The following is a 12,653-nucleotide window of genomic DNA, read 5'->3' as shown; positions in this document are numbered from 1 at the left end:
TTCTCTTTCCGCTAGCCCCGCGCTGCCGCTTCCAGGCCGGCGATGTCGATTTTACCCATCAGCAGCATCGCTTCCGTGACCCGCCGCACGCGGGCGGCGTCGAGATCGTTCATCAACTCGGTCAGGCGCCGCGGCACGATCTGCCAGCACAGTCCCCAGCGATCGCGCAGCCAGCCGCACTGCTCCGCCTCACCGCCCTCGCTCAACGCGTCCCACAGCCGGTCGACCTCCGCCTGATCGTCGCATTCCACCATCACGGAGAAGCTATGATTGAACGGATCCAACGGCCCGGCTTCGATCGCCGCATAGCGCTGGTCGCCCAGGGTGAAGGATGCCAGCTTCACGCTGCCGGCCGGGCCGCTCGGCGTATCCGCCGGCAGATCGGAAAACCAGTTCACGGACGAACCGGGGATCAGCGCGACATAGCAATTCAGCGCCGCTTCCATGTCTTTTTCAAACCACAGATGTTGCGTAATTCTGGCCATCTGCGCCTCCTTTACTACGCATCGAGGATCGGCGCGAACCCGCCGAAGATCATGCGTTTGCCGTCAAACGGCATCTCACCCAACGCCTTCATGCGCGGATCGTTCATCATTTTCTCGTTGGCGGCGTCGCGCACCGCCTTGGAGGGATACTCTATCCAGCTGAACACCACCACTTCGCCCTCCTGCGCCTTCACCGCGCCGCGAAAGTCGGTAAGTTTGCCGTCGGGCACGTCATCGCCCCAACACTCCACGATGCGCGTGGCGCCAAACTCTTTGAACAGCGGCGCCGCTGCGGCCGCCAGCCGGTGATAAGCCTCCTTGTTGGCGGCCGGCACCGCCACCACAAACCCGTCTACGTATTTCATTCTGGTATCCTCTTGTCTGATTAAGGACAGTCGGTTCAGCGCGGGCAACGTTGCCCTCGCTCCCCTACCAGTTTAGACGGCGGGCGCGCGGCCCGGATCGGAAGTTCAGCGGCCAGGATCGTTCGGCAGGTAAGATTCCGGCGTGGCGACCCGGTTACGGCCGGCGTTTTTCGCTTTGTATACCGCCAGATCCGCCAGTTTGAGCAGGTCGGCCAGGCTGTGGCCGGAACCGCCCGGGCAGGTCACCATGCCGATGCTGACGGTGATCTGCAGCGGATGGCCGGCCGGCATGGTGATCGATTCCGCCTCAATGCGTTGCCGCAGCCGTTCAGCCAGCAGCAACCCCTGCTGCGGCTGGCCGAGCGTCGAGACGATGGCAAACTCTTCCCCGCCCATGCGGCCGAACAGGTCATCGACGCTCAGATCGGCGGCGATGGCGCGGGTAAACGCCATCAGCGCCTGATCGCCACCGTCGTGGCCGAAGCGGTCATTAATCGATTTGAAATAGTCGATATCGAGCATCATGACGCACACCAGCTCGCCTTTCTGATCGATCACCCGCTCGCCGCGCTGCATAAACGCATTGCGCGTCAGCACGTGGGTCAGCGCATCGTGATTCGCCACGTGCTCCAGCGTGCGCAGCAGCGCATTACGCGCATAGTTCATGCTGGCGACGGCGATCGGCCCCAGCGCCAGCAGCGCGATGCCCAGGCGCATCGATACCGTGTTCTGCAGCACCTTCATGTCGAGCGTGGTGCTAAGCAACCCGAAATCGATCGCCAGATGGCACCACAGCACATAAACCAGTACCGCGATCATGGTGCTGAACAGCGAAAAGGACATCGCCAGCCACAGCAGCACCGGCATTGGAAAGATCACTGCGCCGGGGCCGCCGATCAGCACGCTGCAGATCGCCGCCAGCGCCAGCAGCGCCAACACCGCCAGTTTTCTCCCCGCATGCGGCCACTGGCTGCGCTGCGTCAGCATGGCGCAGGTCGCGCGCAGGCGATGCCGCCAATCGGCGGGAAACGCCAGAATGAACGGCATCAGCGTGACGTAGTTGGTGAATTCGGACGAGAACCACAGCGCCAGCGAGGTCAAATAGGGCCTGTCGAACAGGCACTGCGAGGCCGCCGCGCCCACCACGCCGGTCGCGGCGGCGGCGGCCAGGCAGATACCGAACAGGTACATGCTGGAGGCGCCACGCTGCAGCATACGCGCCGATGGCGACAGCCGCATGAACAGCAGATACCCCACCACCACGCCGGTCAGATTGGCGGCGTTCAGCAGCAACGCCTTTTGCAGCGAACTGCCGGTCAGCAGATCCGCCGCCAGATACCCCAGCACCGCCATGACCCAGCCGGCGCGCGTGGCCCACTGCGGACGGCGCACCAGAACCGCCAGCAGTACGGCGTTGACCGGCCAGAATACCGCCAAAAATCCGACGGGGCGGCTGACGATGCCCAACAGGCAAACTGCGAACACCAATAAAAAGACGGTGAGTGCGGGCCAGATTTTCCGGGTATCGGACAACGAGGTGGTTTGCATCTTGGATCCAGAGACTTCTGCTGCGTAAGGTGACAATTTGTTCGTGTCACAACCGTCGACGATGAGGAGAAGATAAGCGGCCGACCCACCTATTATTGCCAGTTTTGGCGGCCCGAGCACCTGTTTATTCATTAAGGGAAAATACATTTGTGTATCAATGTATTGACAGCAGTTGTTGGTCTGGCGCAGAAACTGCTGAAGCGGCCGCGCCACTCTGAGCATTCCGCGCCCCAGCCGGCCTGTTACCGGCAAAAACCGCCGTCTTTTTCATAAAAAGTAAAATAAGATTGGGCAATGTGCGGAGATTTTCTCACCCCACGTCAAAGCGCCTTGCGGTACATCACAAAACCGGGGCGCTCCGCCACCTTGTCGTACAGCCGCATGGCGGTCTGGTTGGTTTCGTGGGTATTCCAGTAAACGCGCGGCAACCCCAGCTGCTGCGCACGCTCGTAGACCGCCGCGATCAGCGCCCTCGCTACGCCTTTGCCGCGCACCGTCTCCGCAGTGAACAGATCCTGCAGATAGCAGTTAGGCTGCAGCTGAGAGGTGCTGCGGTGCAGAAGATAGTGCGTCAACCCGACCACCCGGCCCTGATACTCCGCGCCCTGCGCGGCAAAGCGGGTCAACTCGTCGTCGGTTTGCATCTTTTCCTCCTCATTCGCCGACGTTGTGCGCCAACAAGGCATCAAAGGAGTATAGATCGCCCCGGCGAGCGGTGCCGTTCGCTTTCCCGACATATACTTAAGGGAGGAATCGCAATGGAGGACGGTGAGATGAAGAAACTACTTCTCGTGTTTTTGATGCTGATGCTGAGCGGGTGTATCGGCGGTGGCGGCGGCCCGTCGAATGCGCCGTCGGCATCGCCGAATGAGCCTTATACCTGCACCAAATCCAGCGCCAACAGCGACTGCTCGCAATCGGTGGAGCCGTCGATGTACTAGCCGCGTTCGGCGGGCCTTCGCTTAACGGCCCGCCGCCTTAGGGGGGACTAGGAGGAGTGTTCCTCTTCGTTGGCCTGATATCGCGTCGCCTGCTGTTTCATAAACACCACTTCCTGCGGGCTGGACAGGCTCACTTCCTGCGCGCGCAGCAGCTTGAGGATATTGAACAGCAGTTCGCTCTTGGTGGCGCCGACCATGCGCGGGCTCGGCACGTAGCCGGTCACGCTCAGGATAATGCCGTCCGGCCCCAGCTGGCTAAAGCGCACGTAAGGCGCCGGCGTTTCCAGAATGGTTTCGTAGTCGTTATAGGCGCTGAGCAAGATATTGCGCACCTGCTCCGGATCGATAGAGGTCGGGAACGTCAGCGCGATGGTCACTACCCCTTGCGCGTTGCCCATGGTGGCGTTGCGCACGTTCTGCGAGATCAGCTGCGAGTTCGGTACGATCATGGTGGAACGGTCGCTGAGCTGGATTTCGGTGGCGCGCACGTTGATGCGCCGCACGTCGCCTTCCACGCCGCCGATGCCGATCATATCCCCTACCTTCACCGGGCGTTCGGTCAGCAGGATCAGGCCGGAAATAAAGTTCTTCACGATCTCCTGCAAACCGAAACCGATACCGACCGACAGGGCGCTGACGATCCACGCCAGGTTGCTCCACTGGATACCCAGCGCCGCCAGGGTGATCAGAATCACCAGCACATAGCCGATATTGCTGAACAGCGTCACCAGCGAGGCGCGAATGCCGACGTCCGAGATGGTTTTCGGCAGCAGTTCAGATCCCAGCCAGCGCCGCACCGCGCGCAGAATATAGATGCCGATCGCCAGGCAGATCACGGCGTTGAGCAGGTTGCCGGGCACGATGTTGAAACGCTGCAGTCCTTCACCGGTCAGGATGGAGACGATTTTCTCCATCAGCGAGCCCGGCGTGGTGCTGCCGAATGAGCCGTTGAACAGCGCGACGATCATCAACAGCAACAGCGAACATTTGGCCAGCGCGGTGGTGATGATCGCCATCTGCTCCAGATGGCGATCCTTGAAGCTGAGCGTTTTCTTCAGCATCTTGCCGCTGACGGTCTGCGGCGAAAACAGCGCGGCGCACAAATCGGTGGCGAACAGCACCATAAAATAGAACGCCATCAGCACCAGCACCACCCAGATCAGCTGGTAGGTCAGGAAGCGGGCGAAAGCGATATAGCCGATGAGCAGAGAAAGCAGGATCACCACCGAACAGACCAGGGTGACGATGTGCACCAGCCCGCCGACCAGCGTGCGTTTTTCCAGGTGCGCGCCCTGCTGTTCCAGCCGGCGACGAATGCGCTGTCCGCGCAGCGGCGCCGCCAGCAACACCATGCCGATCAGCCCCGCCACCAGGCCGTTGCCGAAGATGGTGGTGGCCAATGAGGCGCTGACGACGTTGTTGATCAGCTCCACGGTGCCGAACGCCATCGCCAGGCCGGCCAGCAGCGGCGAGAAGTAACGCAGCCCGGCGGCCACCTCATTGTCCAGAGAAGCCAAACGCCACGACGGGCGATTCAGCGACAGCGCCGCACGCCCCAACCCGGCGATCAGCGCGCAGAAAATCCCCAGACGGTTGAAGCCTTCGGCGAAGTCTTCCAGCATCACCGGCAGCGGCTGCACCCGCACAAAGACGTAATACAGCAGGTTCAGCGCTATAGAGGTGGTGATCACCGTCACCACCACGGTGACGAGCGCCATAAAGCTGCGGCGCAAACGACCGTCCGGCAGGAAACGGATGCTGACCCAGGCGAGGAAACGCTCGGAGAAATAGCGCCCCCAGGACCAGACAATCACCGCCAGCGCCAACAGCGCCAGCGTGCCGTAACGCCACTCCTCCTGCCAACTGGCATCCCAGGCCGCTTTCATCTCGGCGTTGAACTGATCCAACCGCTGCACGTCATTCTCGGACGGCTGCAGCACCGGCGCCCAGAATTTGATGCCCAAAATGCTGCCGGTATTCAGCGCCAACTGGGTTTTAAACGCCACCCGGCGCAGATCGCCGATCTGTTGCCCCAGATCGAAAGCGCTGGTCTTGATGGCCTGCGCGCGTTTTACCGCATCGTCCAGCTGTTTCTTGCTGTTGTTCAGCGCATTGCGCTGCTGGGCTACCGCCGGGGTTTCCGGCAGCGCGCCGGCCGCCGGGGCCGGCCCCAGGACGTCCAGCTGCGCTTTCAGTTTGTCCTGCTCGGGCTGCAGATCGGTGGCGAGCTTTTCCATGCCGGCGACCAGATCGTCGGTCGCCAGCCGCAATTTGCTGAGCTGGGTATCGGTGGTCGCTTTGGAAACCAGCTGCTTCATGCTGTCCAACTGCTTTTGCGCGGCTTTCAGCTGCGTGGCGGGATCGGGCGCGCTTTCGGCGGCAGGATCATCCTGGGTGGCGGCGACGGCGGCGAGCGGCGTCAATTGCAAACCCAACAGCAATAACAACAACAGCAGGAACGGGCGAGGCTTTAACATAAATTCAGTGCTCAGCATCATTATCTGATAGACAGACGAACAGGCGGCGGATGAACCGTCGCTTAACCATAAACGCTAATTATAATAGCTGCTTAATGTCGGCCGAAATACAGTAATTATTCCCATTGTGTGCCACGCGCGCCCGTCGTACTTAGCTTGCTGATTATTCAGGCGCTTTTACACTGGCGGCGCGGCACAAAGCGCTCTATACTCCTGCCACCGATTAACCTGCAACCAATAAAAGGAGACTGACTATGCTGACGTGTGAATTGTTTTTTCACTCACACTTCTTTGGTAATCGTCGCCGCTCAAGCATTACCGGTATCGTGCTGCGATAACCCAGCTTGAGCGAAGCTTACTAAAATCCAGGATCTTCCCTCCGGCTTACCGGGTTGTCGTCAGCGATGTTTGACGATAGGCATTGTCATGCCTGTAACTCTTGAGTAAGCAATGAGCACACTACTGTCTGCACAATCTGTCGGTTACGACAACGCGTTCGGCACCCTGCTGAGCGAGATTTCCTTCAGCCTGAAAAAAGGCGATCGCATCGGTTTGATCGGCGACAACGGCTGTGGCAAAAGCACCCTGCTGCAATTGCTCAGCGGCGCCCTGCCCATCCACAGCGGAATGGTGACATTGTCACACCAATGCCTGATGGCGCGCATCGAACAACACCTGCCGCCCGAACTGCACGCCAGCACCCTGCTGGATGCGGTGCTGGCGCGCCTGCCGACGGGACAACACCTCAGCGAACGCTGGCGCTGTGAAGCGCTGCTCGCCGAGCTGGGTTTTGAACCGGCGAGCTGGACATTGACCGCCGGCACCCTCAGCGGCGGCCAACACACCCGCCTGCTGCTGGCGCGCGCGCTGATCCGCCAGCCCGATCTGCTGCTGCTCGACGAGCCCAGCAACCACCTGGATCTGCCCACGCTGCTGTGGCTGGAGCAGTTCTTGCGCAGCTGGAACGGCAGCTTCGTGCTGGTGTCGCACGATCGCTATCTGCTCGATCAGGTGACCAACTGTACCTGGATCCTGCGCGACAAAACGCTGCAGTTCTTCCGCTTGCCCTGCTCCGCTGCGCGCGTCGCGCTGGCGGAACAGGACGCTGCGGACGAGCACCGTCGCCAGGCCGAGCAAAAAGAGATCGATCGGGTGGAAAAAAGCGCCAAACGCCTGGCGACCTGGGGCAAGGTCTACGACAACGAAGATCTGGCGCGCAAAGCCAAGCAAATGGAAAAGCGCGTCGATCGGTTGAAGGAAGAACAGACCACCCTGACCGCCGGGAGCCCGTGGCGGCTGCGATTACAGGGAGAGGCGCTGGACGCCGATCGCCTGCTGGCGCTGCCGCAATGGGCCGTGCGCCCGGCGCCGGATGCGCCGGTGCTGTTCAGCCTGGAACATCTGCGCGTGAAAAGCGGCGATCGCATTGCCATCGTCGGGCGCAACGGCTGTGGCAAATCGTCGCTGTTGCGCTTGCTGTGGCAGGCGTATCAGCTTCCCTTGGAACGCCCGGCGATCTTCCATCCGCGCGTGCGTATTGGCTATTACGATCAGAGCCTGCAACAGCTGCGCGATGAAGACACGTTGAGCGAAGCGCTGGCGCAGTTTGCGCCGCTGACCGAGGAACAGCGGAAAATGGCGCTGATCGGCGCCGGTTTCCCTTACCTGCGCCATCATCAGCAGATCCGTTCGCTGAGCGGTGGCGAGCGTTCGCGGTTGCTGTTCGTCGGCCTGACGCTGGCCAACCATTCGCTGCTGCTGCTGGACGAGCCCACCAACCACCTGGACATGGCAGGTAAAGAAGAGCTGGCGGAAACGCTGCGCCAGTTCGCCGGCGCCGTCATGTTGGTCACCCACGACCGGATGCTGATCGAACAGAGCTGCAACCGCTTTTGGCTGATCGACCAGCAAAAACTGGAGGAGTGGCACGATCTGGCGCCGGTGTATCAGCGCCTGGCGGGCGAAGCGCCGGCGCTGCCGACGGCGGACAAGGCCAACGCAGACGGTCCGACGCCAGATGAGCGCTTGGAAGGCGAAGAAGCGCTGTTGACCGCCCTGTTTGCCCTCGAAAGCAAACTGGAGGACGACCTGGCGCGCAAGCCGAAGCACCAGAAACCGGCGCTTCAGGCGCGCTGGCGCCGCGAGATTGCCGACATCACCGCCCGGTTGAATCTGGGCTAACCCCACAGGCCGCCATCCGGCGGCCTGTTTTTTGACGGAGTGCGACATGGCATTTTCCCTTGAGCAGGCTACGCACGCGCAGCGGCCGCTGCTGGCGGTCATGCTGTCCGATTGCCTTCGCGAGCTGGGCGCCGATGGCGATTACCCTTATCTGGCGCTCTACTGGCGCGAGGTCGGCCGCTACCCCTATTTGATTTTGAGCGATCGGCAAACGGCCGGTTTCGCGTTGGTCCGGCGCCTGAACAGCGCCACCGTCGAAATGGCGGAATTCTACATCAAGCCCGAGTGGCGGCGCACCGGGCTGGGGCAACGGGCCGCCCACGCCTTGTTCGCGCAGCACCCCGGCAGCTGGTTGCTGTCGGTCAGCCCGGATAATCCGCGCGGGCTGGCATTTTGGCGCGCGGTAATACCGGCCGGGGCCACGACCGAACCGCTTTCGGCCCCCGATGCCATAATGCAGCTGCGTTTTTCATCCCCGCCGCGCTGAGCGACACATTACCTTCATCCTTTTATGGCAGGGTAAACCGATTCGTTCTTTGCTATCGAGCCTGCCATGACTTCACTTTCCCCACGGGACATCGAGGCGCGCTACCGCTTTGCGCGTGAGATCGCCCGCGCCGCCGCCGATCTCGCCTTCAGCTTTTATCAACGGCGGCAAAGCCTGGCTGTCGACTTCAAACAGGGGCTGCAGGACGTGGTCAGCGAGGCCGATCGCCGCGTCGAGGCGCTGATCCACCGCATGATCAGCCGCCGCTTCCCCCAGGATGGGTTTCTCGGCGAGGAAAGCGGCAGCGCCGGCGAGAACGCCGCCTGTGTTTGGGTCGTCGATCCGATTGACGGCACCGCCTGCTTCCTGAACGGATTACATACCTGGTGTATCGCGATAGGCGTGGTGATCGACGGCGAACCGACGATCGGCGTGATCTACGATCCCAATCACCGCGAGATGTTCCGCGCCTGCCGCGGCGGCGGCGCCTTCCTCAACGGGGAACCGATCGGCGTGCATGCCGGGCGCAGCGTCGCGGATGGCGTGATGGGCGTCGGAATTTCTTCGCGCGCGTCGGCGGCGGAATTCAGCGGTTTTCTCTGTCGCCTGCTGCAGGCGGGAGGGATGTTTGTGCGCAGCGGCTCCGGCGCGTTGATGACCGCCCAAGTGGCCGCCGGACGGCTGCTGGGCTATTACGAACCGCACATGAATGCCTGGGACAGCCTGCCCGGGTGGGTACTGACGCGCGAAGCCGGCGGCGTGGCGAATGACTTTATGCACAACAACGGGCTGCGGCGCGGCAACCCGCTGCTGCTGGCCAACGCGGCGCTCTATCCGCAGTTGGCCGAACTGATTCAAATGCCGGGTTTGATCGGCTCGACGTGCCCTATCGCGCGCGTGATGGCCGGATAAAGCCCGCGCAGCCGGCGCTCGACCCGATCGACCGCATCGTGCGCGGCGGCGATGGTGACCGCCGGCGACACCCGGCAGTGGAAGTTGACGATGATGCCGCCGTCGCTCTTGCGCGCGCGGACGTTGTGTACATCTTGCACGCTCTCCCCCTGCTCCAGCGCCGACTGCAGGATGCGGCGAATATCGGCCAACTCCGGCGCATCGACATCCTCGCTGGTCAGCCAATGCGGCGTCTGCGGTTCCAGGTGCGTCTCTATCTCGGTGTCTTCACCAATCGCCTGGCGCAAGATCCCTTCTATCTCCGTGGCGATGTCATGCGCCTGCGCCACGCTGGCGTTAGCCGGCACCGCCAAATCCATGCCGATCGCCATGCGCGTCGGCAGCTGCTGCAAGGTCACATTCTGCACCTGCGCGCCGTGGTTGGCGGCGATCGCCCGAATGCGCGTCGCCATGTCTTCATCGCTGCGGGTCTGCGGCACCGCGATGACGGTGAATTCCGCCCTGGCGTACAGCTCTCGCAGTTGCTCGACGATCTCTCGCTTCAGCGCGTCGATGCGCTCCAGCGGCAAGGTGCGGCACACCGCCACCGTGATTTCGACGAACAGCACCGCACCGGCGTTGCGAATGCGCACGCTATCGCAGGCCAGCACCGCCGGAAAACTTGCCAGCGTGGCGCGGATCGCCTCAGTAGCTCCGGCCGGTGCGGCATCCATCAACGAGTCGAAGGAGCGTTTGCCCAGTTTGATCGCGGCGACAAAGATAAAGCCGGCGACGATCAGCGCGGCGATGGCGTCCGCGCGGCCAAAGCCCAGCAGCACAAACACCATGCCCAGCAACACCACGCCGGACGAAAGCATATCGGAGAAGAAATGCAGCGCATCCGCTTCCAGCGCCGCGCTGTCGGTCGCTTTGGCGACGCGGTTGAGCGCCCGCACGCGGAAGAAATCGACGCAGATGGAAATCAGCAGCACCGCAATCACCACCGGCGCGGCGACGATCTCATGCGGCTGCCCGAGCAGGCTGCTGCCCGCCTCATAAACAATCCAGCCGGCGGCGCCCAGCAACAGCAGCACCTCGAACAGCGCCGCCAGGTTTTCCACCTTGCCGTGCCCGAAGTGGTGATCGTCATCGGCAGGCTTATCGCTGATGCGCACCGCCAGCCAGGTGATGCTGGTGGCGATAAAGTCGGTAAAAGAGTGGATCCCTTCGGATATCAGGCCAATACTGCCGGTAAAAATACCGGCGACGAACTTGCCCGTAGCCAGTAACCCGCTGGCGATCATCGAGTTTCTGGCCACGGCCTGTTTTTCATTCTGCATTATGCTGCTCACATTCGGACGGTGATTTATTTTTTTACTTTAGAGGATAATTGCCAGACAAAGGCGATCAGCAGCATACTGCCAGAAAATGTCAGCATGAGGCTAGTAAGAAAATTGGATTTTCCGGTGGAATAAAAATAAATCTCATTAATGCCCACCGAGATCATTAAAATGGCGTAGAGCAATCCCAGAATAAGAATCGTCATTATTATCAACTCCCGTATCAGGCCGCGCGTTCAGCGCGCCGCTAAAAATCCTCCCCATAATAAATAGCGGTTACAGGGAGGATGCATCTAGGCGGATCTTTTGCGTTCATCAATCATCCCATTTGGTGCTCATATAGGCCGCTAACAGGCCCAGTGAGCTGATCATTGCCAGAAATCCCATAAAAATAGTCATGTTTCCCATTATTTAGTCCTCAGGTTAAATGTTATCGATAAAAGCCCCTTGCGTTAAATATCGGGGTTGGTCGGTATCCATGTTTTTTAACGTCCTCCTCATTAAGGCTTTACATCTCCGCCCGCAACATCGGGCGGAGCGCGGTTAAATACCCAATACCTGCTGGGCAATTTTGAAATAAATAATCAGGCCGGTGCCGTCGATAAAGGTAGCGATAAACGGCGCCGATACCACCGCCGGATCGATGCCGAGACGTTTCAACAGCATCGGAATGATCGACGAGACAATCGCGCTCCACACGGTGATTGCCACCAGCGACAGGCTGACCACCAACGTCACCTCCATGCCGACGCCCATAATCCAGGCGCGTACCCAGGCCGCCAGGCCAATGGTGACGGCGATCAGCAGCGAGGTCGTCACTTCCTTGCGGATCACCGCGCCCAGGTTGCGCAGGCTGACCTCACCCAGCGCCATGGCGCGCACCAGCGTCGAGGTGATCTGGGTGCCGCTGTTGCCGCCGGTGCCGATCAGCAGCGGGATGAAGAACGCCAACGCGATCGCCGCTTCGAGCTGATCTTCAAACGCCTTCAGCACGTTGCCGGTGTAAGCTTCGGCGACGAACAGCATCAGCAGCCACACCGAACGTTTACGCCACAGCGCCCACGGGCTGGTCTCCAGATAAGGCTTGTCCAGCGGCAGGCTCGCGCCCTGGCGCTGTGCGTCTTCGGTGTTTTCATCCTCGACCAGGCGGGCGATCTCTCGCTCCCCCAGCACGCCGACCAGCGTGTTGTTCGCCACGACCGGCACCACGTCCAGGCCGCCCTTGCCGAGCAGATGCGCCACGTCGTTGCGATCGTCGTCGGGCGAAACCTGAAAATAGCTGTGATCCATCATCACGCCGACCGCTTTATCCTGCTCGTCGCACTGCAGCAGTTTTTTCACCGACAGCGTGCCGCGCAGATGATAATCGTCCGCGGTAATAAATACCCGGGTGGGAATTTCGTCCGTTTTAAGCTGTGAAAGTAAATATTCCCGGGCATGATTGACCGTCATCGTCGCGGGAACAGTAATAAAATCGGCGTTCATATAGCCGGCGACCGATGTCTCGTCGAGAGTTTCAGTCGCGCTCAGCGCCGGAGAAGAATAATGTTGATGTGACTTGATCATTGTCAGTCCCTATTTCTGTTTTGAACTTCAACAGCGAATCGCATAGGGGCGTAACCACAGAGGGAGTGCAGACTGCCTATCTCCGCGTCCAGGTTTTAGCACTATACAACGTATCCGAATTGTTGCTCGGAAGTTACTTTGGGCTGAACCTTAATCCGATAAAGCCTGTCTTAACCTTGGGCATCTCTCGATGTCGTCAGATCAGTAACCTGTGTTTGTATAGGAGCCTCGCCAAACGAGATACTGCATATAAACTACCGGCGCAGTATAGGCGGTGTTTTCTTCAGCGGGAAGAAAAGATTACCCGTCGTTTATGGAGTATTTAGGATAATGTTATTAAACACGAACCTATAAAAGCGGCTGATATAAATC

13 protein-coding genes and 1 riboswitch are annotated in these 12,653 nt (G+C 60.5%); of the genes, 4 read left to right on the top strand and 9 right to left on the bottom strand.

All coding sequences use genetic code 11. The features are described from left to right. Positions 1 to 11: 11 nt before the first annotated feature. The 4 genes from ACUTSC_RS02315 to ACUTSC_RS02300 form a co-directional block, all read right to left on the bottom strand. Complete coding sequence (locus ACUTSC_RS02315; protein WP_197767270.1) at positions 12 to 485, bottom strand: VOC family protein; 474 nt, start codon at positions 483 to 485, stop codon at positions 12 to 14. A gap of 14 nt (positions 486 to 499) precedes the next feature. Continuing rightward, positions 500 to 850, bottom strand: coding sequence for a DUF1428 domain-containing protein (locus ACUTSC_RS02310; protein WP_004938082.1), 351 nt, complete (start codon positions 848 to 850; stop codon positions 500 to 502). Between the two features lie 105 nt (positions 851 to 955). Then, positions 956 to 2,398: a diguanylate cyclase gene (locus tag ACUTSC_RS02305; RefSeq protein ID WP_197767271.1), complete on the bottom strand. Its 1,443-nt coding sequence runs from the start codon at positions 2,396 to 2,398 to the stop codon at positions 956 to 958. Positions 2,399 to 2,718: 320 nt separating this feature from the next. Then, positions 2,719 to 3,084, bottom strand: a complete 366-nt coding sequence (locus ACUTSC_RS02300) for a GNAT family N-acetyltransferase (protein WP_445653179.1) — start codon at positions 3,082 to 3,084, stop codon at positions 2,719 to 2,721. Between the two features lie 87 nt (positions 3,085 to 3,171). On the opposite strand from ACUTSC_RS02300, the gene ACUTSC_RS02295 reads away from it, so the two are divergent. Then, complete coding sequence (locus ACUTSC_RS02295; RefSeq protein ID WP_233221854.1) at positions 3,172 to 3,339, top strand: hypothetical protein; 168 nt, start codon at positions 3,172 to 3,174, stop codon at positions 3,337 to 3,339. A gap of 47 nt (positions 3,340 to 3,386) precedes the next feature. On the opposite strand, the gene ACUTSC_RS02290 is transcribed toward ACUTSC_RS02295, so the two are convergent. Then, a complete protein-coding gene (locus ACUTSC_RS02290; RefSeq protein WP_063990351.1) occupies positions 3,387 to 5,816 on the bottom strand; it encodes a DUF3772 domain-containing protein in 2,430 nt (809 codons plus the stop codon). A 450-nt stretch (positions 5,817 to 6,266) separates the two neighbouring features. Between ACUTSC_RS02290 and ACUTSC_RS02285 the strand changes: the two genes are divergently transcribed. The 3 genes from ACUTSC_RS02285 (at position 6,267) to ACUTSC_RS02275 (ending at position 9,396) form a co-directional block, all read left to right on the top strand. Then, a complete protein-coding gene (locus tag ACUTSC_RS02285; protein ID WP_197767272.1) occupies positions 6,267 to 7,997 on the top strand; it encodes an ATP-binding cassette domain-containing protein in 1,731 nt (576 codons plus the stop codon). Positions 7,998 to 8,043: 46 nt separating this feature from the next. Continuing rightward, entirely contained in the window at positions 8,044 to 8,484 is a 441-nt protein-coding gene (locus ACUTSC_RS02280; protein ID WP_197767273.1) for a GNAT family N-acetyltransferase, read from the top strand. A 66-nt stretch (positions 8,485 to 8,550) separates the two neighbouring features. Further along, the gene (locus tag ACUTSC_RS02275) at positions 8,551 to 9,396 is read left to right on the top strand and encodes an inositol monophosphatase family protein (protein ID WP_197767274.1); all 846 of its coding nucleotides are present in this window, start codon (positions 8,551 to 8,553) and stop codon (positions 9,394 to 9,396) included. Here the strand turns inward: ACUTSC_RS02275 and ACUTSC_RS02270 are convergent. The 4 genes from ACUTSC_RS02270 to ACUTSC_RS02255 all read right to left on the bottom strand — a co-directional run bounded on the left by ACUTSC_RS02270 (position 9,339) and on the right by ACUTSC_RS02255 (position 12,281). Next, complete coding sequence (locus ACUTSC_RS02270; RefSeq protein WP_197767275.1) at positions 9,339 to 10,715, bottom strand: cation diffusion facilitator family transporter; 1,377 nt, start codon at positions 10,713 to 10,715, stop codon at positions 9,339 to 9,341. The two genes, ACUTSC_RS02275 and ACUTSC_RS02270, sit on opposite strands and share 58 nt — an antisense overlap. A gap of 26 nt (positions 10,716 to 10,741) precedes the next feature. Continuing rightward, entirely contained in the window at positions 10,742 to 10,921 is a 180-nt protein-coding gene (locus ACUTSC_RS02265) for a hypothetical protein (RefSeq protein WP_197767276.1), read from the bottom strand. Between the two features lie 109 nt (positions 10,922 to 11,030). Then, positions 11,031 to 11,114, bottom strand: a complete 84-nt coding sequence (gene mgtS, locus ACUTSC_RS02260; protein ID WP_369803928.1) for a protein MgtS — start codon at positions 11,112 to 11,114, stop codon at positions 11,031 to 11,033. A 144-nt stretch (positions 11,115 to 11,258) separates the two neighbouring features. Beyond that, positions 11,259 to 12,281, bottom strand: a complete 1,023-nt coding sequence (locus ACUTSC_RS02255; RefSeq protein WP_049199101.1) for a magnesium transporter — start codon at positions 12,279 to 12,281, stop codon at positions 11,259 to 11,261. 73 nt (positions 12,282 to 12,354) lie between these two features. Next, positions 12,355 to 12,528: riboswitch (M-box (ykoK) riboswitch) on the bottom strand. Positions 12,529 to 12,653: the final 125 nt, after the last annotated feature.

This window comes from Serratia sp. TSA_105.2, assembly GCF_052692115.1.
Note: the sequence above shows the minus strand (reverse complement) of the source record. Positions and strands in the feature narration are given on the sequence as shown.